The sequence below is a fragment of the Asaia siamensis genome (assembly GCF_014635085.1).
GTDB classification, from domain to species: Bacteria; Pseudomonadota; Alphaproteobacteria; order Acetobacterales; family Acetobacteraceae; genus Asaia; species Asaia siamensis.
In genome coordinates this window covers 175,697-198,924 of sequence record NZ_BMCH01000001.1, presented here as the reverse complement: position 1 = coordinate 198,924, position 23,228 = coordinate 175,697, and the positions used below count along the sequence as shown (strand labels likewise).

Annotated in this window: 17 protein-coding genes; 9 read left to right on the top strand and 8 right to left on the bottom strand. The window is 58.2% G+C overall.

The window, feature by feature from the left end; all coding sequences use genetic code 11:
• Nucleotides 1–176: 176 nt before the first annotated feature.
• The 5 genes from IEV53_RS00840 (at nt 177) to IEV53_RS00820 (ending at nt 6,061) form a co-directional block, all read left to right on the top strand.
• Entirely contained in the window at nt 177–1,202 is a 1,026-nt protein-coding gene (locus tag IEV53_RS00840; protein WP_188424670.1) for a glycosyltransferase family 4 protein, read from the top strand.
• A gap of 32 nt (nt 1,203–1,234) precedes the next feature.
• A complete protein-coding gene (locus IEV53_RS00835) occupies nt 1,235–2,386 on the top strand; it encodes an autotransporter strand-loop-strand O-heptosyltransferase (RefSeq protein ID WP_188424668.1) in 1,152 nt (383 codons plus the stop codon).
• Between the two features lies 1 nt (nt 2,387).
• Complete coding sequence (locus IEV53_RS00830) at nt 2,388–3,752, top strand: autotransporter strand-loop-strand O-heptosyltransferase (protein WP_188424666.1); 1,365 nt, start codon at nt 2,388–2,390, stop codon at nt 3,750–3,752.
• A 38-nt stretch (nt 3,753–3,790) separates the two neighbouring features.
• Nucleotides 3,791–5,539 carry an AMP-binding protein gene (locus IEV53_RS00825; RefSeq protein WP_188424664.1) on the top strand — a complete coding sequence of 583 codons (1,749 nt, stop codon included), beginning with the start codon at nt 3,791–3,793 and terminating at the stop codon, nt 5,537–5,539.
• Between the two features lie 237 nt (nt 5,540–5,776).
• A complete protein-coding gene (locus IEV53_RS00820; RefSeq protein ID WP_025823789.1) occupies nt 5,777–6,061 on the top strand; it encodes a hypothetical protein in 285 nt (94 codons plus the stop codon).
• 42 nt (nt 6,062–6,103) lie between these two features.
• On the opposite strand, the gene IEV53_RS00815 is transcribed toward IEV53_RS00820, so the two are convergent.
• The 6 genes from IEV53_RS00815 to dhaL all read right to left on the bottom strand — a co-directional run bounded on the left by IEV53_RS00815 (nt 6,104) and on the right by dhaL (nt 14,186).
• On the bottom strand, nt 6,104–6,613 hold the full coding sequence (locus IEV53_RS00815; protein ID WP_188424662.1) for a tetratricopeptide repeat protein: 510 nt from the start codon (nt 6,611–6,613) through the stop codon (nt 6,104–6,106).
• A 145-nt stretch (nt 6,614–6,758) separates the two neighbouring features.
• On the bottom strand, nt 6,759–9,032 hold the full coding sequence (locus IEV53_RS00810; RefSeq protein WP_229719462.1) for a TonB-dependent receptor: 2,274 nt from the start codon (nt 9,030–9,032) through the stop codon (nt 6,759–6,761).
• Between the two features lie 317 nt (nt 9,033–9,349).
• The gene (locus IEV53_RS00805) at nt 9,350–10,681 is read right to left on the bottom strand and encodes a carbohydrate porin (protein ID WP_188424658.1); all 1,332 of its coding nucleotides are present in this window, start codon (nt 10,679–10,681) and stop codon (nt 9,350–9,352) included.
• 200 nt (nt 10,682–10,881) lie between these two features.
• On the bottom strand, nt 10,882–11,082 hold the full coding sequence (locus IEV53_RS00800; protein ID WP_188424656.1) for a hypothetical protein: 201 nt from the start codon (nt 11,080–11,082) through the stop codon (nt 10,882–10,884).
• A 115-nt stretch (nt 11,083–11,197) separates the two neighbouring features.
• Nucleotides 11,198–12,325, bottom strand: coding sequence for an MDR/zinc-dependent alcohol dehydrogenase-like family protein (locus IEV53_RS00795; protein WP_188424654.1), 1,128 nt, complete (start codon nt 12,323–12,325; stop codon nt 11,198–11,200).
• 28 nt (nt 12,326–12,353) lie between these two features.
• Nucleotides 12,354–14,186, bottom strand: a complete 1,833-nt coding sequence (dhaL, locus tag IEV53_RS00790; protein WP_188424652.1) for a dihydroxyacetone kinase subunit DhaL — start codon at nt 14,184–14,186, stop codon at nt 12,354–12,356.
• A 465-nt stretch (nt 14,187–14,651) separates the two neighbouring features.
• On the opposite strand from dhaL, the gene IEV53_RS00785 reads away from it, so the two are divergent.
• The 4 genes from IEV53_RS00785 to IEV53_RS00770 are packed head-to-tail and all read left to right on the top strand — an operon-like array spanning nt 14,652 to nt 21,589.
• Entirely contained in the window at nt 14,652–18,731 is a 4,080-nt protein-coding gene (locus IEV53_RS00785; protein ID WP_188424650.1) for a non-ribosomal peptide synthetase, read from the top strand.
• Nucleotides 18,694–20,064 (top strand): glycosyltransferase, encoded by a 1,371-nt coding sequence (locus IEV53_RS00780; protein WP_188424648.1) that lies wholly within the window; start codon nt 18,694–18,696, stop codon nt 20,062–20,064. Before IEV53_RS00785 ends, IEV53_RS00780 begins: the two co-directional genes overlap by 38 nt.
• Nucleotides 20,061–20,843: an ABC transporter ATP-binding protein gene (locus IEV53_RS00775; protein WP_188424646.1), complete on the top strand. Its 783-nt coding sequence runs from the start codon at nt 20,061–20,063 to the stop codon at nt 20,841–20,843. Before IEV53_RS00780 ends, IEV53_RS00775 begins: the two co-directional genes overlap by 4 nt.
• On the top strand, nt 20,840–21,589 hold the full coding sequence (locus IEV53_RS00770) for an ABC transporter permease (protein WP_188424638.1): 750 nt from the start codon (nt 20,840–20,842) through the stop codon (nt 21,587–21,589). The genes IEV53_RS00775 and IEV53_RS00770 overlap by 4 nt, the downstream gene beginning before the upstream one ends.
• Here the strand turns inward: IEV53_RS00770 and IEV53_RS00765 are convergent.
• Nucleotides 21,533–22,963, bottom strand: a complete 1,431-nt coding sequence (locus IEV53_RS00765; RefSeq protein ID WP_188424636.1) for a sodium:solute symporter family protein — start codon at nt 22,961–22,963, stop codon at nt 21,533–21,535. The genes IEV53_RS00770 and IEV53_RS00765 overlap by 57 nt on opposite strands.
• The gene (locus IEV53_RS00760; protein WP_188424634.1) at nt 22,960–23,172 is read right to left on the bottom strand and encodes a DUF3311 domain-containing protein; all 213 of its coding nucleotides are present in this window, start codon (nt 23,170–23,172) and stop codon (nt 22,960–22,962) included. Before IEV53_RS00760 ends, IEV53_RS00765 begins: the two co-directional genes overlap by 4 nt.
• Between the last annotated feature and the right edge of the window lie 56 nt (nt 23,173–23,228).

The window sequence follows — 23,228 nt, the reverse complement described above, 5'->3', positions numbered from 1 at the left end:
AAGAGACTACAAATCCCACAATGCGAGATGGTTTAAGCACTAGACTGAGGAGCGTCCACAAATATCCCCACAATAAATTACTATGACATTATCCCTAATTAGCGAGTTTTTTGCGAAAAATCCTTAGTTCGTAAATATGCGAATACAATAAGCAATATGGATGCATTATTGATCTATTGGGCCATCAAGCCCATGATCATATCTCAGGACATTACCCTTCGTGGACCACGCGCATCATGAGCAGAATTATATTTCTCAACCCCTATGACCCCAAAGCCATCTCCGGCGGCATCAAGGTCACGTACCAACATGCAGGCATGCTGGCGAAGTTGGGGCATGACGTGTCGGTCTTCCAGCCAGCCGGCAAACCGGACTGGTTGGATATCTCAAATCTGGTCAAGGTCTGCGATCAGTTTGAGCCGGAGGACGGAAGTCTCATCGTCTTTCCCGAAACGCTCAAGGACTTTCTACTCGACCTTGCGCGCGAACCTCTCCCGGGTACCAAGGTTCTGTTCTGCCAGAACCAGTTCTACCTCTACACCTTCAGGCTGAACGGGAGTGCTCTGAAGGAAATGGGCTTCGAACATTTCATCGTTCCCGGCCGCGAAACTGAACGCGCGCTCTCATCAGTTCTGGGTCTCGACAGCATCCATGTCATTCCCAACTCAGTCGATACAGACTTGTTTTATCCTCGCCCCAAGCAACTTTGTATCGCAACCAATCCTGGCAAGTGGCCCGCCGAAAAAGGAAATGCTGCCCTTGCTGATCTGATCGTGACGATGCTCCATCTAAAATATCCTCACACGAAAGAAGTGCCATGGATCGCGCTTGAAAACAGGCCGCAGCGCGAAGTGGCAGAAGCTATGGGCATCGCGCCTATCTTTCTGGCCCTTTCACGTCAGGAGGCCGCTCCCCTTACACCGCTGGAAGCCATGGCGTCGCGCTGTGCGGTTGTCGGCCTGCATGGAACAGGCGGCAAGGATTACGCTACACCGTTCAATGGCCACTGGTTTTCGCCGGAACAATGCGAGGAAATCGTCGACTGTATTGCGACACTACTTTTCGACATCGTTCACGGTGCACCGCACATTGACAGAATGCTCGACGCGGCAGAGAAGACAGCAAAGCAATATTCTGTTAATGGCACCTATCAGGCCGTTGCCCAGGTCTATGGCGATATACTGGCGCAATCCGCTGCCTAGCCTCGAAGTTTGATCACGAAGAGCACGAACCCATGGACAGCATGCCGAGCCAGATCGGCCCCGAAGGGATCAGGTTTGATTTTCAGGATGGCTGCCGCGTCAGTCTTCCCGAAGGCGCGTGGCACCTGGAAATCAAGGATCTGCTCACCCAGAACGTTCTGTTTTCGGCTGAAAGCAAGGGCGGCTTCATTGCCAGCACCAAGAAATATTTTGTTCCCTTTTCGCTTCGCGTCAAAAGTGGCGACCGGGTCATTCTCGACCATGTCATGACCCTTCGTGACCAGGAGGTGCTCATCGACACGCATCTAGGCGGTGTCGGCGACCATATTGCCTGGATGGGTCATGTTGAGGCCTTTGCCGCACTGCATGGCTGCCGGATCACCTGTATTGTGCGGCCGGGTCTGGCCGAGCTTTTCCAGACCGGGAATGACAAGGTGACGGTCAGCGATGACCAAGCTCTTCTGGAGCGCGCCTATTACGCACGGTACAAGGTGCTGATCTTTTTCAACGACATCAATCGCGACTTCCAGCCGACCGATTACAGGCAGGTCGGCCTTGGGGTGTCGGGTGCCTATATCCTTGGGCTTTCGCCACAGGACCGACGCCCCGCGATCAGAATTGCCGAAGGCGGAAGACCAATCCCGGATAAATATGTCTGCATCGCCACCCAGGCGACGGGGCATAACAAATACTGGAACAACCCGTCAGGCTGGCAAACGATCATCCCTTTTCTCAAGGAACAGGGGTATCGCGTGATCTGCATCGACCGTGATCGCGTTTCGGGCAGCGGCACAATCTGGCATCATATACCTCATGGCGTAGAGGATATGACCGGCCAGATACCGCTTAGCGAGCGCGCCCGATGGCTGCGCCATGCCTCGTTCTTCATTGGCTTGTCGAGCGGCCTGTCATGGCTTGCCTGGGCCGCAGAATGCCCGGTTGTGCTGATAAGCGGATTTACGGAGCCCTATAATGAATTTGCGACCCCCTATCGGGTGATCAATCGCAATGTCTGCAATGGCTGCTCAAACGATGTAACGCTCGAATTCGAGCGAACGAACTACATGTGGTGCCCCCGTCACGCAGAGACAGAGCGAGACTTTGAATGCACCAAGCTGATCTCCCCGAGCCATGTCGAGCAAATCATCCGACAGTTGATCAGCGACGGGCCGGGCGGCGTCTAGAATGAGCGATATCAACTCCATCATCGACTCAATCCTGAATTTTTCGGGTACGGGCAATACCGACACTCGCTCCCCTCCTGCCGGGGCGAGTGCCGCATCGGGCGACGACACCACTCCTCAAACAGCCGTTTCGTCCCCTTCCGCTTCATCCGTTGCCACGACGGCTGATACAGGAGCCTTTCCGGCTCCCTCGCTTTTTGCAACGCAGAGCGGGGATTTCGGCATAGGCTATGATTTCAATTACGGGGCCCGCATTACCCTGCCGGAAGGACGCTGGCACGTCAGCCTGACCGATCTCGACCGCAATGTTTGCCTATATGCTTCGGAGACGGGCGCCTGCACGGTTCTGGGTGCCAAGAAATACTATATCCGCACGCGCCTTGAGGTACGCTCTCTCGATACGGATACCGTGCATTTCATACACGATTATGATTGCCGGGACCGCAATGTCGCCATTCTCCTCCCTGGGGGAACGCTAGGCGATGCGATCGGCTGGTTTTCCTACGCCGTCAAATTCCAGCAGAAGCATCAATGCCACCTGACGGTCGCCATGAATCCTGATGCCTGCAAGCTCTTTGCAGGCCAGTATCCCGGCGTCAGATGCTGCACTTTCGCCGAGTACGAAGAGATCAAGCATCTTTCTTATGCGACCTATCATATCGGCCTGTTTTTCCAAGACGAATCCCATGACTGGCAGCCATCCGATTTCCGCCTTGTCGGGCTGCATCGCACAGCGGCCTGCATTCTCGACGTCGACGCCACAGAAGTCCCGCCACGCATGGTCTCATGGCCGGAAGAGAAGCGTCCGATCGAAGGCCCCTATGTCGTCATCGCCACGCAGGCATCGAGCCAGTGCAAGTACTGGAACAATCCTTACGGCTGGTCGAACGTCATCAGACATTTGAATACGCTCGGTTACGAAGTGGTATGCATCGACAAGAGCCCCGTCGCAGGCCATCGCAACCACTGGAATTTCATTCCGCACGGGACACGCGACGAAACGGGCGATCGGCCGCTTTCAGAACGCGCACACTGGCTACGCCATGCGGCTTTCTTCATTGGTCTGTCGAGCGGTCTTTCCTGGCTTGCCTGGGCTGCGCGCACCCCTGTGGTTCTGATCAGCGGGTTCACTCATCCTTCGAATGAGTTCGAGACACCCTATCGCGTCTTCAATCCCCATGTCTGCAATAGCTGCTGGCACGATGTACGCACGCCATTCGAGCACGGGAACATGCTTTTCTGTCCGCGCCATGCCAACACGTCGCGCCATTTCGAATGCACGCGTCTGATTACGGCCGAGCATGTCATCTCTTATTGCAATGCCCTGCATCAGGAGTTGCAACCCGGCTCTTCTCCTGAAGGCTGAAGTTCCTTCCCAAGCCATCACATCACAGGTCTTGCCAAATGTATGAAGAAGAACAGGCGCTGGTCGGCGTGCAGGCCTGGAAAGAGCGCAGTCTTATCGACCTGCTGCATTTCAGACGCCTGACCAAAGGCGACAATCCGATCTTCCTTTTTCTCGGTGATGGAGAAAGCGTCACAAGCAGCCTGAGTGCCGAAGCCTTGCATCGCCAGGCGTCACGCGCCGCCGCCCATCTCGCACGCACCCTGCCCGCCGGATCGCGCGTCATTCTGCTGTTCGAAAACGGGCTGGAATATATCATCGGCTTTTTTGCCTGCCTCTATGCAGGTCATGTGCCCGTCTCGGGGGTCTATCCGAGCGCAATCGGCGCACGCGAGCGCTTCATCTACATTCTGGAAGACAGCCAGGCGCAAGCGGTGCTCGGCAAAAAGGAAACGCTCCATCTCTTCCATGCAGATGGCGATACGACCCGCCCCGTCAAATGGATTCCGCTGGAGAGTGCGCTCAAATCGTCACGCGAGATCGAACCCGTCGCCTCTACCTCGGAACAGCTTGCCCTGGTGCAATATACATCTGGTTCGACAGAAGAGCCCAAAGGGGTCTGCCTGTCGCATCGGAATATCTGCCACAACATTCATGCGCAGCTGATTTCGTTTCAATATCAGGATGATGATACCGGCCTCAGCTGGTTGCCTTTCACTCATGACATGGGCCTTGTCGGTGCCGTTCTTCCGGCCCTCGCTGCCGGTAATCCCTTCTATTTCATGGCCCCTGACAAATTCATCGAAAAGCCCTCGCGCTGGCTCGAGGCGATCCATCGCTACGGCGCAACCATCTCCGGTGGCCCCGATTTTGCCTATCGCTATGCTTCGCGTCTTTCACCGGGGGATATCGCACCAGGCTGGGATTTTTCCCGCTGGAAAATAGCGTTCAACGGGTCGGAGAGCATCAACCCCGAGACGCTGGACGCTTTTTTCAACACTTTCAAAAGTCATGGCTTCAAAAAAGAGGCTTTCTATTCCTGCTACGGCCTTGCCGAAAATGCCCTTCTTGTGACGTCAGGGGTGAAAGGAGCTGGGGTGAAGCTCTGGACATTCGACCGCCTTGCCCTCACCCAGGGCAAAGCCCTGCCCGCGACAGCGGGCTCATCTCAGGACACGACGACCCTCGCAAGCTGCGGAACCACCCATGAAGACCAGCACGTTCATATCGTCGACCCCGACACACACGCCTTCCTGCCGGAAGGCTGCATCGGCGAAATCTGGATAGACAGCCCCAGTGTCAGCATCGGCTATCTGAACAACCCGCTCCACAACGCGCGCAGCTTTATAACGATTGAGAACAGGCGCTATCTGCGAACACAGGATTTCGGCTTTCTCTACAAGCAGGAACTGTTTCATGTCGGTCGTCTGAGCGAGAAATTCAGCTATGACGGCAATGTCTATTATACAAACGACATCGCCCTTTCGCTCAGTCAGTCTCTGGCAGGCGCTCTTTGCATGGTGGTTCCCCCCTCCTTGCCCGAACGCGCCCTTCCGGTCCTGATCATCGAATGCGAGAATACGCCAGACGCGTCGGCGTTACGCGCGGCCATAGTCGAGACAATGAAGCGCTACAGAATCCAGCTCTTCGAATACTTTGCTATTCGCAAGGGCTTCGTAATTCGCACTCCGAGTGGCAAGCAGCGCGCCGATCTGACACTCGCGAATATTCTGACAGAAAAGACGGCCATTCTTCTGTCCGGAGATACCCATTCTCCCGTCGCGACAAGCGCAAGCCTGATAATCTAGGCAACACGAGGCACTCAGCCTAGCGGACCATAATGGTCCGACATGCTCACATTATGGATACTCCTCCAACTTGGTCTTGTCGAACACCGGACCGGTCACGTATGCACGACTAGCAAGGCTGCGGGAGGAGGTTCCGGGAATCCGTGAACCAATCGCAAAACTTGTGAGCCTCGCCTCGTTGTGACATCTTCGGCTCGATCAGGCTGCACCTTTCAAATATCCAGAGGCATTCTGCAAATGGCAGACAATAATTCAGACAAGATCCTGCACCAGATTGCACAGGGCATAGCATCACTCAACGCCGAATCAGCGCCGATCATTTTCGCCGATAACGTCCCCGTCTATGGTCATGTCGGCGGCATTATCACGGTGACGCTCGCAGCCGAACGACCTCATGGCAATGAGATCGTCATTGCGCCAACGGCGCATCTGCGCCTGACACCCAAGGCCGCTAAACTGCTCGCGGAATCCATTCTGAAGGCTTTCGCCATGGGTGAACGCAAGGAAGCTTCCGTCAACTAGACGAAACCGGTTGCGGCTTTGATCTCGTCAATCAATCGCCCATCAGCGGATGGTTTGCTGCATTCTGGCAAGATTGGCCGTGGCGTCGGCGTCATCGCAAGCGCTTCCGGCTTCAAAGTAATGGCGGGCGTAATCGAGGTTGGCAGCAACCCCGCCATAGCCTTCTTCATGCAGCAGGCCCAGCATGTTGAAGGCCTTGCTGACCCCACGCCTTGCCGCCTCGACATAGAGGGCGTGGGCATAGGCCTTGTCGCATGGCACGCCGTCGCCCGTCAGATAGAAATCGGCGAGATTATAGAAAGCCCATCCTTCGCCGCCGTCTGCGGCCGCCTCGAACAGGGTGCGTGCCAGTTCGACGTCGCGCGCCACGCCCCAGCCCCGCTCATAAACGCGACCCAGCATGTTGAGAGCAGTCGGGTGCCGTGACTGAGCCGCCTGGGTGAACAGGCGACAGGCTTCCTGAACAGCGCCACGGTCGAGATGCCACTGCGCCAGATAGAGCTCTGCCTTAAGACGTTCATCAAGTGCAGGCATTGCGGGGGGCATCGGCATCGGGAGAGAACTCCGCAGATCTCATAAGGCTCGGATGCCCGACTTCAGACATGAGAACAGCCGGGACAACAGAAAAGGCACGGAAGGGGAGCCTTTTTCCCCTTCCGTGCCATGCCCGGGCACGTTTCGAACCGCGCCCGGTGTCTCAGAAGCGCAGTCCGACCGACCCGAGGAAGGTGCGGCCCGAAAGCGGCACTGCGCGGGATGCCGAGAAGGCAGAGGCGTAGTTAAGATGATTGGTCAGATTGTTCGCATTGAACTGCACATGATAACGCTCGTAGTCATAAGACAGCATGGCGTTGAGCGACACATTGTCAGGCATACGACCCGTATTCGCCTCGTTGGACCAGTAGCCCGAGGAATACTGGACGCCACCACCTGCAGAAAGCTTGCCCTGGCTGGGCTTCAGCAGGAAACGCGACAGGTTGTAGGTGCTCCACACTGACAGGCTGTTATTGGGCAGCTGCGGTGCCTTGTTGCCACGATAGGCGGTGCTGTGCGTCACCTTGCCGCCCATATAGGAGTATGAGGCAAAGATTTCCCACTCATTGGTGATCTTGCCCGTCGCACTTACTTCAAGACCACGAATGCGTCGGCCCGAACCGGCATCGGAGAAACCGGTGATGATCTGACCAAAATCGTCATAGGTGAACGAATTGTTCTGCTCGATCTGGAAGATCGCAGCCGTGACACCCAGTTTCTTGTTCAGGAAATCGGCCTTGCCACCTAGCTCGTAAAGATCACTGCGCTGAGGCTTGAGATCGCGGCCGTTGGTCGCAACGTCGCTGATGCTTGTCGAGCTGGCCGTCAGAGACGAGACGTCGGTTCCGACCGGCTTATAGGACTGGGCGAAGGTGAAGTAGAACGTCATGTTGTCCAGCGGATCATACATGAGGCTGGCAGACGGGCTGAACTTGTTCGAGCTCTGCTTCTGCAGACCCTGCGCGGCAGCAGCGGCGCTCCAATAGGTCGAGCGATAGCTGTCCCAACGCACCGTACCATTGACAGAGAGCTGCTTGGTCAGGTTGATCTTGTCAGCCAAAAAGAGGCCGAGATCGCGGAAATCGGACGTCCGTCCACCCGTTGCCGGGAAGGTCACCTGCGTGCCTGGATATTCGAATTGCGGCGTACGGATCAGCTGATTGTTTACACGGTTTATGTAAGTGCCATAGATACGGTCGTCCTTGGTATAGTTGATATCCACACCAGCGCGCACATCATGACGCAGGAAAGCCGTCTTGAACTTTGAGTGGCCCATCAAAACGTTCTGCACGCCCCAACCCGCCTGATCATAGGCCATGCCACCACCGGCGCCATAAGTGAGGGATGGATTTCTACCAGCCAGAAACGCGGTTGCGCACGCGCCAGAGCAGGCAGCCGGTGTCGTCGCTGCGAAATTACGCGTGTAATGCGAATAGCGCGTGTCGTTTGACAAGGTCAGCCATTTTGCAATTTGCGACGAGAATTTGGACGTCACCATATGCACATTGCCACGGTCGCGATCGAAATTGCGCGAATAATTCGTGTCGCGTGCCAGACCGCGCTCGGTGATCGGGCGGAATGTCGTGCCGGTCTGGATCATGGGCACGCCATAGTCAGGGCGACCGCGGCTGCCGAGCCACTGATAATTCAGATGCCAGGTGTTCTTGGTACCCAGCCCCACGCCAAGATCGGCGGCGGCGCCATAACGGTCGGTGCGTACGTTGTTGCGATCGGCGACCATCTGCTGGTTGTACATGCCGTTCACGCGCAGCGCGGTACGGGAATTGATCTCGTAATTCGCATCGGCCGAGCCGCGATATTGCATGCCACTACCGAAAGACTGATCGGCACCGAAAGACTTGCCCAGATGCGCCTTCTTGAGCGTCTGGTTGATCACACCGCCCACATTGCCTGCACCGAAATACTGACCTGACGGGCCTTTGACGACCTCGACGCTCTCGGTGTTGTAGACATCGCGCACATAATTGCCGAAATCGCGCAGACCGTCTTCGTAGATATCGCCACGCGCCTGCTGGCCACGAATACGGAACTGGTCGCCGCTCATCCCGCCATTGCCCTCACCGGCCGACATCGTGATGCCGGGCACGTTGGACAGGGCCTGATCAAGGGTAAAGACGCGCTGCTCTTCAATGAGCTGCTTGGGCACGACGCTGATCGTCTGCGGTGTTTCACGCACGGTCGCGGGCATACGACCGATATCGAGCGTGGTCGTATTGGTGTTCATGGTGTTTACCGGCGTCGCGGCGCGCACCTTGACCGCAGGAAGCTGCATCGCCGAGCTTTCGGTCGTCTTCGCGTCTCCCGAAGACTTTTCCTGGGCATCGGCCTCTTCGACACCACCCAGACCAACCCCAGCTGTCAGCGCCAGAAGAAGAAGACGTTTCTGTTTCTTCGCCACGTCACGAGACGAAAACACCGTTTCTTCATGAGATGGCTGATGTTCAGAATGGCATCCGTAATCTTCTGGCATAGATCTCACCACTTTTCCGGTTTCAAATCGAAAGATCGACATCCGATAACTTTGAAATGTTTTGTCATCATCCTGACTCTTTTTTTCAAGAGAGGAAAATGACGAATCATTACCTGAAAGAGATCGGGCGTGTCTTCGCCGGCGGTGTTACCGTCATGTTACGATAAGATGCAAACGATTCTTAAAATCTTTCTTAACTCGGACCAGAACTGTGCCTTTTGTGTCACGCAGCACGACGCCCCGAGGAGAAGTCGGGGCGACGCTCAGATGAATTCGATCTGGGTCTTGACCCCGAGCATCCACTGATTGCGCAAATCATGCTGCGCGTTGGGGTGAATGTAATATTGCAGGTCAGGCGCCACCGTGATGCCGCGTATGAGATGGATCTGGTAAAGCGCCTCGATAATCAGTGCCTCTCGCTGGACCGGAAACGGCGAGCCATCACCGGGTTTCTGCAGCGCCGCCCGGAGGCGCTGCGCATGGGTGACATGATGGGCGATGCGGGTGTACGCCAGATTGATCGCAATCATGTCCTGAGGGCGCTGCCGTATCAGCCCCCGAACCATGAAACCGACAGAATATTGAGCCGCCCTGAGAGCTGTGCGCGGGTTATTCCAATAGGCGCTCGCAAGAATCGTGAGACCCGCATCAGGGCCACGGCCCGCAAAGTGAAGCAGTTGCTGGTCAGCCAGTACCCAGGCCGACCAGGAGCCATTGACGACACGCGCCGGGGCACCTGTCAGCCCGAGAACTTCACCATCATGATCTTCGAACAGGCTGCTATGCGGCGCCGTGTCGTAAACAGCGCCCAGCTTGTAATGCCCCGGCAGAGTGCCCCCTCTGCCCATGTGCGGTTCCCAAGCGAGTTCGAGAGGAATGGCTTCACCGTCAATTGTCGCACCATTGAACTTGAAGCCGCTACGCATCTGCGACAGCGCATATTGCGATGCGGCCTGCGTGAAATAGACGCCTGACTGAAGTTGCAATGCCTCACTGATCTGCACACGAAACCGCGCGCCCCAGGTCGCAGTAGGAAATGCCGCATGAGCCGTATTATCGCTTGCCGCCCTTGGGTTGCCGCAGAACGCTGCGTTCATAAAATTGCAGTAGAGCGGATTGGCAGAGAAATCAGATAGAAAGGTCATCCGCCCGACGGCCGCATTGAGATGGTCATAAAACATCGACCGCTCGATATAGGCGGAAACGAGATGGATCACGACATTGCCCACTCCGCCATAGGTTGCCTGGCTTGGGGTCAGATGATCGCCGAATTTACGGCTTGTGGGCGTACCATAGCCGCTCGCAAGGACGATATGGGTCGAGACGCCGGAAAGCCCGGCCAGGCGCTCCCAATCGATATCGCTGCCATAAGTCACAATCCCGACATTCCCGACGCCTTTTTCATGCGACGGCGCGGGATCGTTCAGCATGGCCTGCATCTCGTTGGTATTCTGCACGTGAAAGGCCACACCTTTTTCGCGCAGGGCCGGAAGGCCCGTCAGCATCTTGCCCGCAACCGCGGATGGCGTCGTGAGAGCAACAGCCAGCAGGATCAACCAGAACATTTTCAGCTCGATACGGGCATGACATGTCATTGCGTCTGATTTCCTCCCGTTTTCCGGTGTTGCAGGGGCTATCGCGACGGTTTGTGGCATTTTTCAGCACTGGAAAGTCCTGAAACGTTTTGTCTGTTTCGATCCCGGAACTTTCAAGCGACTGGCGGCAGATCGGCGCTGCGACAAGGCACTCTGCTTCCATGCCATTATGGCCACGTAAGGCGTCCTGCGCTCGTGCCTCAGCTATACCCACCAATGCCGATCACATGAGCCACGGCGTCGTGATGCAAAGCGCCTATGGCATAAATCTGGGAAAAGCGACCCTTCCTGCTGCCCGCGATGACGCCGAGCGCCTCCTGTCGCTGCGTCTCTTTTGCCCGCCAGGTGATTCCCTGTTTGTGCGGCGCGTAAGGCATGCAAAGCGCAGTGCTGGCGCCCATGCCGCGATCTGAATTGCTGACATCGTTCCTGTGCCATCGCGAACACGACCCCGCTCTGAACGAAAAAAGGCGGCTCCTTCCGGAGCCGCCTTTCCGAGCAGAAGACTGACAGATCTTACGGAATAAGAACCGTCTTGATGGATTTGTCGCCCTTCTTCATCAGGTCGAAACCTTCCTTCCACTGGTCCAGCGGCAGGGTGTGGGTCACCACGCCTTCGACCGGCAGACGACCATCGGCGATAGCTGCAATGGTGAAGGGATAGCAATACGGTCCGAGATGCGAACCCAGAACGTCCAGTTCCTTGCGGTCGGAAATGATCGACCAGTCGCAAGTCACTTCATCGCCGAACACGCTGAACTCAACAAAGCGGCCGAGCTTGCGGATCATGTGCAGGCCCTGACGGACGCTGGAAGGATGGCCGGTTGCTTCGATGTAAACATCACAGCCATAGCCGCCGGTCAGTTCCTTGATCTTGGCGACAACATCCTCTTCGAGCGGGTTCATGACGATATCCGCGCCGAACTTCTTGGCCAGGTCCAGACGGTCCTGCTTGGTGTCGAGCACGATGAGCTTGCTCGGGTTCTTCAGGCGGGCAGCGCCCACCATGCCCAGACCCAGCGTACCGGCACCGGCCAGAACCACCACGTCATCCAGCTGGATATTGGCGCGGTTGACGGCGTGAACCGAGCAGGCATAGGGCTCGATCAGAGCGGCTGCATCAAGCGGCATGTTCTCAGGAACACGATGGGTGCGCGACGTCTTGGGGAAGCGCATATACTTCGCCATGGCGCCATTGGTGTTGTTCTGGAAGCCGTACAGATCGTGACGTTCGCACATCCAGTACTGACCGCCCTTGCAGTAGCGGCAATCATCACAAGGGACGATCTGCTCGCTGATCAGGCGATCGCCGATCTTGTACTGGCTGCGCAGGTTTTCACCCACCTCAACGGCACGGCCAACGAATTCATGGCCCGGGATCATCGGCGGCTTGACGTAGCGCGGCTGCTCCTTGTCGCCCCAGAAGGACGGTGCGCCCAGGAAGCACTTGATATCACCGGCACAGATGCCGACTGCCTCGACTTCGATGATGATGTCATCGGGGCCAGCGCGGGGCACGTCCACCTCTTCCCAGCGATAATCGCCGGGTTCGTAGGCAACAACGGCATTCATCTTTGCCGGGAGGGCAACGCTGGCTGCTTCTTTCTGCAGGGCGCCCAGATCAGGGGTGACGATCTTGTTCATGGTCTTGATCTTTCAGGATTGAGGCAGTTCAGGCGTTGTGCTTGCGCGCCGGGGCCTCAAGTTCTTTCGCGATGGTCTGCAGGATCAGGCAGCAGGAGGTTGCACCGGCATCGAGCACGCCGCGTGAACGCTCCCCCAGTCGGCTGGCACGGCCGATACGGGCCACCAGATCGATCGTGGAGTCACGACCGCGCTCTGCCGCTTCGGACATCGCAATCAGGGCCTGCTCGAACGACTTGCCGTCATCCAGAGCCTTGTGGAAGGCCTCAACCGAAGGCTGCAGCGTATCGACCAGGGTCTTGTCGCCAACACGGGCATTGCCAAGGCTGTTGATACCAGCCAGCGCACCGTCAAGCATCTGGGCGAAAAGCTTGCCGTCGAGGAATTCGACATTGCGCAGCGGGATCGCCATGCCTTCGAAGAAACGGCCATAAAGCGGGCCCATCGAGCCACCGATACCGGCCATCAGGGAGTCTGACAGCGCATCAAGGCCCTTCTCCATGACCGGCGGGTTGGCGCCCAGAGCCTCACCGCAGCGGGCAAAGCCCTTGGCCATGTTGATACCATGATCGCCATCGCCGATCTTGCCGTCGATTTCGCTCAGCCAGTCGCGTGCCTTGACGATGGCATCGACCAGAGCCGGGATGACCTTCGTGGTTTCGGCAACGGGGATGCCGCTCTTGGGTACGTATTTCTCGCCCGTCGCGGTCTTGACCAGTGCTTCGACCGGGTCGGCCTTGGCCGTCGGCGCTTCAGCGGCCTGAACCTGTGCCGCACCGGCACCGACGCGCACCAGACCGATTGATTCGGCGGGCGCAGCCATCAGGCGATCCAGCTCTTCATCGGTCTTCATGATCGTCAGGGTGGCACCCTTCATCTCGAGCGAGGTGAAGAGATTGCCAACGAAGCGATGCGCCACCTCAATGCCCTTCTCCTTCAGGAGATCGGCAACATCAGCGTACAGCACATAGAGTTCGATGATCGGGGTGGCACCCAGACCCGAGAGCAGCACCGTCACGCGGTCGCCCTTGGTGAAGGGCAGGTCGGGCAGGATATGCTCAAGCATCAGCTTGGCGATATCGCGCGAGCGGCCGAGTTCCTGAACCGACACGCCGGGCTCGCCATGATGGCCGATACCGACTTCCATGTTGCCGAGTTCGATCGAGAAATTCGGATGGCCGTTGGCAACGATGGTGCAGGGCGTGAGGCCGACACCGATGGAGCGGGTATTGGCAATGGCCTTGCGGGCCACGGCAATCACCTCATCCAGCGAGCCGCCTTCTTCGGCGCGCGCACCGGCGGCTTTCCACATCAGGATTTCGCCAGCGACACCACGGCGGCGCTCGGCTTCACTTGCCGGAGCCGAAGCAACGTCATCGGTGGCGACCACGGTCTCGACCTTGATGCCAGCCTGCTGCGCATCACGCGCCGCCATGCGGACATTCATCGTGTCACCGGCGTAGTTGCCGAAGAGGCAGGCAACGCCTGCGCCCATATCGGCTTCCTTCATGGCGTCGAGGAAGCTCACGGCTGTCGGCGAAGAGAAGATCTCACCGATCGCAACAGAATCCAGCAGACCCGTACCGACATAACCGAGGAAAGCAGGCTCGTGACCCGAACCGCCACCCGTGATCACACCGACCTTGCGACGGCCCGTGGTCTTGGCGCGCTTGACGACACGCGGATTGGCGGTCTCGACGATGATATCGGGATGAGCAAGAAGCGCGCCGCGCACGCCGTCTTCAACCACGCCATCGGGGTCGTTGAAGATACGGTCCAGCTTGGGACGTGATGCGGGAGACTGGGACGAAGCGCCATCGCCGTGGCCGGTATGCGCTGCGTAAACGAGAGAACGATCCATAATGGGCCCCATACTGAATGCCGGGAAAACACCCTGTGTGCCCAATCGTCTTAACCGTAACAGGCATTATGCGTAAAATCACACTAACGAGAGTGATATTCGTGACCTAATATGTAGGATTTGAGCGCTCCCGTTTCACGGGACACCCCTACCACGAGGAGACACCCTTGATAAAATCCATTGCAAACAACGATCTAAATCAATACCCCCTCTTGCGTATCGTAAAAAAAGCATTTGAAGCCCTTCTGAGCCCAAACTGAACAAATGTTATATTTTGTGTCTCTCTTTCGCGGGGCTGTGTGGCCAGACATGACGGCCCAGACAGAAGAAAAAGAACAAAAAGAGAAAAAATAATATTTAGAAACAATAATTTTGAACTGTTTACTGAATTAGTAGGTGAATTTATGTTATTAGAAATCGTTTCTTAAGAGAAAAAAGAAGCAAAACAACAAGAAACAATCCGGTATGCCGCACCACGCAACAGGAGCCGCCTCCGGATACAATCTGCAGGAATACCGCGCTGTGATGCTGCCATTGACCACCGCCCAGCGCGGCCTCTGGATGACCCAATTTCTTGCACCCAAGGGCTCGAGCCTGAATATTGCCGAGGCTATCCATCTGCACGGGATTGTAGATGAGTCTCTCTTCAGGAAAGCTCTGACCTCTGTACAGACCGAGGCAGAAACACTGCGCACAGCCATTATCAGAACAGATGACGGACCGGTCTACGCAATCCGACCACCATCATTGCCTGAATGTCCTGTCATCGATTGTCGCGACGAGGCCGACCCATCTCTCTTCGCCCGCAGATGGATGCAGGAACGCATTCAGGCTCCTCTCGATCTGGAGCGGGACCCACTCTGGCAGAATGCCCTTCTCCGTGTCGCCTCAACGCACTGGATCTGGTTTCACTGCTGCCATCACGCCATTCTTGATGGTTTTTCCGGCGGCATGATCGTGAGCCGTGTTGCTGCGCTCTATACGGCCCTGACCGAGGGGCGCGACGCGCCAGCCCCTGGCTTTCTCCCCCTGGCAACCCTTCACGAGCAGGAGGAAGCCTATCGGGCCTCGCCCCGTTTCGAGATCGACAAGGCGTACTGGCGTGAGACCCTTCAGGATGCGCCCGAGCCGGTATCGCTCTCGCTCAGGCCCCACCGGGTAACCACCGGTGATTTTGGCGGCGCGATAACACGTGCGGCCACACTTTGCGACGCGCGCGCTGAGGCACTCAGGGCGCTTGGCCGCACATATGAGTCGAGCCTTCCCCAGACCCTGACCGCCCTTCTTGTCAGCTACCTGCATCGTCTCACCGGACAGTCGGATCTCGTTGTGGGCATGCCGGTCAGTGCAAGAGCCAACCGCCTTCTGCGCCAGACGCCGGGCATGGTCGCCAATGCCGTTGCGCTGCGTTTCATGATGTCGCCCGAAACGAGCTTTGCCGAGCTGATTATCAAATCCCGTCGCGCCATGCGCAGCGCCCTGCGTCACCAGCAATATCGTTATGAAGATATGCGCCGCGATCTGGGTATGTTCAACAATACCACTCAGATCAGCCGGATCGGGATCAATATCGAGCCTTTCGACTATAATCTCTCTTTTGGGCCGGCCCATTCACGCAACGAAAATCTCAGCAACGGCGCCATGGAGGATCTGACCCTCTTCGTGTTCGACCGATGCGACGGAGGCGGTCTCTGTATCCAATGCGATGCCAATCCGGCGCTCTACACCGCCGATGAACTTGACGCCCATCTGGCGCGCATCCTGACTCTGACCGATCAGCTTCTTGCCTCACCGGAAACGCCGCTCCGCTCTATTCCACTCCTTACTCAAGAAGCCCGGCACGCTCAGGGCGTACGCAACGCTGCAACAAGGCGGGTCTGGCCCGATATCACCCTGTCGGCACTCATCGCCTCAGGCATAGGGACCGGCCCGGATAAGGTGGTGCAGGACCATAAAGGCGCTCTGACACGAGACGATTTCCAGAGGCATCAGCATCAACTGACAATGCAACTCCGTGCGGCAGGCGCGCGACCCGGCACGCTTGTCGCCCTTGCCCTGCCCAGAGACAGACGCATGCTTCTCTGCGTAGCTGCGGTGGCCGCAACCGGCGCGGCCTGGCTGCCGATCGATGTCGACGCCCCTCAGCCTCGCGCCCGGCTGATCCTGGAAGATGCCTGTCCGACCCTGGTGATTCTGCCAGACGCGGATCATATCGGCTGGGCCTGCGGCCACGAGGCCTGGCAGATGGACGCGGCGACACTGGTGCTTCGATCGCTCGCTCCTGCCGCGCCGCAGGCCGGATTTGCCCCCCTATCTGCGTCGCGTCTCCCTGAGGATACAGCCTATGTCACCTATACATCGGGCACGACGGGGCGCCCCAAGGGCGTCATCATCCCCCGAAAGGCCCTTCTGAATTTTCTGCACAGCATTCGCGACATTCTGGATTTTTCAGAGCGGGAAACGCTTCTGGCTGTCACCGCCTGGACTTTCGATATCGCTATACTCGAAATGCTCCTGCCGCTCGTCTCAGGCAGTCGCTGCGTTATTGCGACACCAGAAGACGTGCGAGATCCCGGACGCCTTTGCACACTGATCCGCCAGCATGACGTGACGGCCCTGCAGGCCACACCCACCTTATGGCAGACCTTGCTCGGCACGGCAGAAAGCAGCAGCCTGCGTGGTCTGCTTTTTCTGAGCGGTGGCGAGGCCATGCCCGCCCATATGGCGCGACAAATGGGCCATCTCGGACGGGCGGTCTATAATCTCTATGGCCCCACCGAAACCACGATCTGGTCAACGGCCTGCCGCCTGACGGCAGACGAGCCTGACTCTCCGCCAGCCGGATTGCCTCTGGCCAATACCCGCCTCTATGTGGTCGACCCGTTCGGCCAAACATTGCCGGATGGCGTTGTCGGTGAACTGGTCATTGCCGGTGACGGCGTGGCGAGCGGCTATCTCAATCGCCCCGAGCTGACAGAGAGCCGCTTCATACCCGATCCGGAGGGCAACGCCGGAGCTCTGGCTTATCGCACGGGCGATCGTGCTGCCATCGATTCAGAGGGCGTGCTCAGCATTTTTGGTCGTGCCGATTGTCAGATCAAGATACGCGGCATGAGGATCGAACCCGGCGAGATAGAGAGCACTTTGCTCAGCCTGCCGGAGATCCTGCAGGCTGCCGTCATGATCGAGGAAACAGCGTCACGGGATCAGCCTCTTCTGGCGGCCTATCTCGTACCCGCAACAGAAGGTGCCAAGCTCGACGCAGCCCAGATAAGACGCACCCTGCTAGGGCTGCTCCCCCCTCAGATGATCCCGGTCCGTATCGTGTGTGTAGACGCCCTTCTGCGCCTGACAAGTGGCAAGCTCGACCGCGCCGCCCTGCGCGCCATGAAAGAAGACACGATCGCAACCAATGCTGTTTATGCCAGCACACCGGCAGAGAAAATGCTTGCAGCGCTCTGGAGTGACCTGCTCGGACTCGAAAAAATCGACATCCATGCCAGCTTCTTCGATCTGGGCGGCGACAGCATCATGGTCGTGCAAATGATCTCCCTGCTTTCCGAGCAGGGATACACCTTGCCGGTCGGGCAGATCTTCGCGGCCCCGACCATCGCCCTTCTTGCACCGCTTTTCGAAGGCGGTCCGATCACCTGCGATCCGCTCGCCACACGTCTTGCCATCAGGCCCCACGGAAACGGAGCGCCTCTCTTCTGCGTGCATCCGGTCATTGGCATGAGCTGGAGTTTCAACACGCTTGCACCGCTCCTGCCTGACACACGCCCGGTCTATGGCCTTCAGGATGCCGGGCTGCTGCTCGGCGCCAATCCGCCGCGCACGCTCAACGAGCTGACAGCCCACTATGTGCAGGAAATCCGGGCCATCCAGCCGCACGGGCCGTATCATCTGCTTGGATGGTCAATGGGCGGGGTCATTGCTCATGAAATTGCCGCCGCTTTCCGCCGCGAGGGTCAAGACGTCGCCTTGCTGGCGATGCTGGACTCCTATCCAACCCTGACGGAACCCGGCTGCTCCCATCGAGGCGCCTCAGGCGGGCCGCTTGATGACCCTGACAGTCCGCAGGCCATACGGGCGGCTCTGGGTTTTCTGAAAATGCCGCTGGATAATGAGACGCCTCTCCCCCCGACACTGGAGGCGCTGGCCGATCTTTTTCTGGCAACACTTGATACGACGCTGCTCCCTGACCTGCCGACACAGGATCTCGGCGATCTGATGGGGCTCGCCGAAAAGCTGCGCCTCGTCACCAGACGCAATATCGAGATGCTCATGACCCACCGCCCAACCCATGGAGAGACGGATATCCTGTTCCTGCGCGCTGCAGACAAGGGCGACATGACGGACCAGATCAGCGTGACTGACGACCCTCTGTCCTGGGCCAATTATAGTTCTGGCCGCATCACGGTTCATGATCTGCCCTGTCGTCATGGAGATATGCTGCTACCCGGTCATGTTGAAATGGTAGCGCGCCTGATCAGGAGCCACCCGGCCTTTGGCCAGCCTGTTTGTGCCGACCTGTCTGCCGCCTGATATCGTGCCGAGCCAGCCCATGAAAATCGTGATCTTCACCATCGGTACCCAGGGCGATGGCCGCCCTTTCGTCGCTCTGGGTCAGGGGCTCGTCGCCCATGGCCATGACGTGTGCATCGTCACATCGGAACGGCACAAGTCGCTCATTCTGGGCGGCGGGCTCTCCTTCGCCCCGATCGCGTCCGATTTTGCAGATCTCATGGCGCAGGAACACGCTGCCATGGACAAGGGAAACCAGCTACGCATCGGTCGCCAGATGAGCAGAGCGCTCTGCGACTGGACGCCTCTATGGGTGAATCAGGCGCTCGAAGCCACGAAGGACGCCGATCTGATTATCGGCTCCGGTTCGGGAACAGCGCTTGGCGCCTCTATCGCCGAGAAACGCGGACTCCCTTTCGTTCAGGCGCAGTTCATGCCCATGACGCCCTCACGAAACGTACCGCCGCTCTGGCCTAATCCACGTTTTCGTCTGCCAGGGGTGCTCAATCTCGCCCTGACCCATTGCGCAAGGGTGCTGATCTGGCGGTTCATGTCCCGGCCCATCGCAATCATGCGGCGTGAACTGGCTTTGCCCCCGATAGCATGGGCTGGCCCTTGGTCGGAAAAGGACGCCAACGGGTCGAGGCGCTATCTGCTCTACGCTTTCAGCCGCCACCTGCAACCGCAACCCCCGGACTGGCCGAAAGACCGGATCACTGTTACGGGAAACTGGTTCTACGACCAGAAAAACGACTGGGTTCCCCCGCCCGCGCTGGAAGCCTTTCTCGCTGCGGGGCCAAAGCCCCTTTATGTAGGTTTCGGGAGCATGATGTGCGGCAATCCCAAGGCGTTCACCCAGCTCATCCTCAAGGCCCTGCGCCTGACGGGCAGGCGCGCCGTCATAGCAACTGGGTGGGGCGCTCTGAAAAATCAGGCCGGTCACGAGGAAGACGGCCTCTTCTTCATTGACCATGCACCCCATGACTGGCTCTTTCCGCGCATGTCCATGGCCGTTCATCACGGCGGCGCGGGCACGGTGGCCGCAGCGGCACGCGCCGGTCTGCCGCAGATCGTGATTCCGTTTCTGGCAGATCAGTTTTACTGGAGCTGGCGCCTGCATGAGATTGGCGTCAGTCCGACGATTCTTTCCCGCAAACACCTCACACCAGAGACGCTCGCGCTGGCTATCGGGCGAGCAAGTGCGCTCAGGATTACCACAGCCGCCCATACGCTTGGCCCGCTGATCAACGCCGAACATGGCATTGATCGTGCGATAGAGACGCTCTCGGACTGGGGCCTACTCGGTGAGAAAAACCCTTCGGGCAGGTCTGCGGAGGCAGAAGGAGCAGCGTGAACCAGACATCGCCACAAGCGCCCTGCCCCGTCATTGCCGTACAGGATCTGGCCAAGAAATATGCTGGCAAGCGAGTGGTCGATGGTCTCTCGTTCTCGGTCAGCGCAGGCGAGATCTTCGCCTTTCTTGGTCCCAATGGCGCTGGCAAAACCACCACCATCAAGATGCTGACGACCCTGCTCCCGCCCGATGAGGGGCGCATCCTCATGAATGGCATCGATCTGGCCACTGACCCGATGGAGGCCCGTCGCCATTTTGGCGTGGTGTTTCAGGATTGCACGCTCGACCCGGCCATGACGGTTCAGGAAAATCTCTGGATGCACTGTGCGTTCTATCGTATTCCGCGCGCCCGAAGGCCGGAACGCATCGCCCATGTGCTGGCCCTGTTCGCTCTCACGGATCGACGCGACAGCATCGTCAGCACACTGAGCGGCGGGCTGAAAAGACGGGTCGAGATTGCACGCGCCCTGCTTCACCAACCGGCCCTGATCTTTCTGGACGAGCCGACACTGGGGCTCGATCCGCAAAGCCGACGCGTTCTGTGGGACCATCTTCAGCTTCTGCAAGCGCACCATGGCACGACCATTTTTCTGACGAGCCATTATCTGGATGAGGTCGAGCGTTACGCCCAGAGCGTTGCCGTCATCAAGAAAGGACGGATCGTGACGCAAGGCGCTGTCGCTGCGATTATCAGCCACACCGCACATGCCTCTCTGGAAGACAGTTTTCTGTCGCTCACAGCCGAAGACGGGGCAGCCGACGACGAGACAGCCGGATGATCGATGTCCTTTTCTCTCTCTGGCTGAGACAGGTCAGGGGTTTCCTGCGCGCGCGCGGTCGGGTGTTTTCCGCCCTGTCACAGCCTTTCCTGTTCCTGATTGCGCTGGGGCTGGGCTTTGCCCCCGTCTTCCGCAAGGCAGGAGAAGGCGATTATTTCGCCTTTCTCGCGCCTGGTGTCATTGGCGCAGGGATCTTGTTTAATGCGGTCTATTCAGGCGCCGACCTGCTCTGGGACCGACAATTCGGCTTCATCAAGGAGACGCTCGTCGCCCCTGTTTCGAGACACTGGATCCTGCTTGGGCGGGCGCTGGGCGTTGCAAGCGTGGCGATGATTCAGGCGATAATCGTCGGGGCGATCTGCCTTATTTTCAGCGCCTCTCTGCCCGCCCCCGGAGCCCTTGCCCTTTTTCTCCTCTTCGCCTTGCTGATAGCGGTGCTCTGCGCTTTTTTCGGCTCGATACTGGGGTCGGTAATGAGCGATGCCCAGAGCTTCTCGCAGATCGTGAATTTCATTATCACGCCTGTTTTCTACCTCTCAGGCGCTGTCTTTCCTCTCGAAGGGCAATCAGGCGCGATCAGGGTGATGGCCTTCTGCAATCCGCTTACCTACGGCATTGATGGCATGAGAGGCGCGCTCAGCGGGCATTACGTCATTCCCCCGGCATTCTCGTTTCTTGTGCTGTCTCTCTCAACGCTCTTCGCTGCTGGCGTGGCACAAATCGCCTTCTCGCGTATTCGCCCCTGAGACGCTGTCTCTGACAGGTCTTCTACCCTGAAGCAGAACCAGAAGATTGACGGCAAGTCCTGGCAGAGCGGGGCTGACGCCACCCATAGGGACACCTGACAGAAACAATCCCGCCCCGGCCACCAGACCGGCAGCAAGCCCCGCCAGCAGACGGGACGGGGTAACACGATAGCCGCAAACACAAAGCAGCACCGCCGGCAGGAGCTGCACCAGCCCAACATAGAACAGACGGTTCAGTGTGACGATCAGCGTCGTCTGGGCGGCAGCAGTCACCACCGACAGGGCCAGATAGGCGATGATGATCCCAAGCCCCATTCGTTTCTGGGCAGCGGCCGGCACATGCGGCACGATCGAGCGTGTCACGATGGCGGCGAGGCTCAGACAGACAGCCCCAAGCCAGACAAGGGCCGTGAGAGCTACGGCCCCGGCAACCAGACCGGCCATCCAGGGGGGAAGCAGGGCCGTGGCTACAGAGAGAAACACCCTGTCAGGGTGCGTCATGACAGAAGGATGGGTCAGCCCGTAAAAGGCCACGACCGCGAGCAGGGGAAACAGCACCATGTAGAGCGGCATCCAGATCTGGGCACGTCTGATCGTCGCAGGACTGCGTGCCGAAAAGACCGCTGCCGCTGTCTGCGGTGCAATACAGAAACCGACCGCCTGTGTCAGAATGGTCGTGATGATCATGGTGCAGGAGGATACGGGGCGGCCGCCTGCGCCATGAAGCACTGCAGTGAGCGGCATCTTTGCCCCATCCGACCAGTGGAACACAGCCCCCAGCGCAACGCAGAATATGGCAATCAGGATCAGTAAGTCCTTGAGCGCTGCCGTCAGCGCCGCACCGCGCAACCCGGCACTTGCGACAAACAGAAAAGCCAGCAGGGCCGCCAGAGAAGACAGAATGACTGTCGAGACAGGCAGGGCAAGCGCGGAAAAAACGGCACCGAGCCCGATGAACTGCATGGTACCAAGCGGAAGCATCAGAACCACCAGAACGCATCCGCTCACACAGGAGACCAGACGACTATCGAAATATCCCCCCAGGAGATCGGGCAGGGTGATCGCGCCAAAACGCTGCCCGAGCTGCCAGAGCCTTGGATAAAGTATTGTGCCGACAGGAAAGGCAAGCAGGATATAGCCGACAAACCAAAGCGCGACGTCGATCGAACCACTGGCAGCGATCCCCCCCGGAAACCCGAGAACCGAGCCGATGGAATAGGTCTCGCCAACCGATAGCAGAAAGAACAGGACCGCCCCGAACTGTCCGCGTGCCGCAAAAAAATGCTTCGGGTCCTGACCTGCCTCCCCCCGCCCTGAAAGGAGAGAGAGGGCGAGTGCAAGCACCAGAACGGCCAGAAAGGCACTCAGCATCATCGATCGGTCTCTCGCTCACCCGGCCTGACGGCCAGTGCGAGACAGAGTGTCGTCAGGGGCAGGCAGGCGAAAAGCCAGACCAGCGCAAGCGGCACCCCCATGACACGCAGGGACGCGCCGTAGAGAAACGGCAGTGGCAGAAGCACCAGGCAGAATGGCAGGGCCAGAAAACCGTGCCGAAGCCGGATGCCAGAACAGGAAACAGACATGGCAGGCACTCTGAAATCGGAAAGTCAGAGCCCCGGCATAGAGCCAAGCCCTGCCG

Bases quoted from the DNA above. Each gene is read 5' to 3' on its own strand.
- IEV53_RS00815 (WP_188424662.1), bottom strand. From the start codon at position 6,613: ATGCCGATGCCCCCCGCAATGCCTGCACTTGATGAACGTCTTAAGGCA.
- IEV53_RS00830 (WP_188424666.1), top strand. From the start codon at position 2,388: ATGAGCGATATCAACTCCATCATCGACTCAATCCTGAATTTTTCGGGT.
- IEV53_RS00805 (WP_188424658.1), bottom strand. From the start codon at position 10,681: ATGACATGTCATGCCCGTATCGAGCTGAAAATGTTCTGGTTGATCCTG.
- IEV53_RS00820 (WP_025823789.1), top strand. From the start codon at position 5,777: ATGGCAGACAATAATTCAGACAAGATCCTGCACCAGATTGCACAGGGC.
- IEV53_RS00770 (WP_188424638.1), top strand. From the start codon at position 20,840: ATGATCGATGTCCTTTTCTCTCTCTGGCTGAGACAGGTCAGGGGTTTC.
- IEV53_RS00800 (WP_188424656.1), bottom strand. From the start codon at position 11,082: ATGGGCGCCAGCACTGCGCTTTGCATGCCTTACGCGCCGCACAAACAG.
- IEV53_RS00785 (WP_188424650.1), top strand. From the start codon at position 14,652: ATGCCGCACCACGCAACAGGAGCCGCCTCCGGATACAATCTGCAGGAA.
- IEV53_RS00795 (WP_188424654.1), bottom strand. From the start codon at position 12,325: ATGAACAAGATCGTCACCCCTGATCTGGGCGCCCTGCAGAAAGAAGCA.
- IEV53_RS00835 (WP_188424668.1), top strand. From the start codon at position 1,235: ATGGACAGCATGCCGAGCCAGATCGGCCCCGAAGGGATCAGGTTTGAT.
- IEV53_RS00765 (WP_188424636.1), bottom strand. From the start codon at position 22,963: ATGATGCTGAGTGCCTTTCTGGCCGTTCTGGTGCTTGCACTCGCCCTC.
- dhaL (WP_188424652.1), bottom strand. From the start codon at position 14,186: ATGGATCGTTCTCTCGTTTACGCAGCGCATACCGGCCACGGCGATGGC.
- IEV53_RS00760 (WP_188424634.1), bottom strand. From the start codon at position 23,172: ATGTCTGTTTCCTGTTCTGGCATCCGGCTTCGGCACGGTTTTCTGGCC.
- IEV53_RS00825 (WP_188424664.1), top strand. From the start codon at position 3,791: ATGTATGAAGAAGAACAGGCGCTGGTCGGCGTGCAGGCCTGGAAAGAG.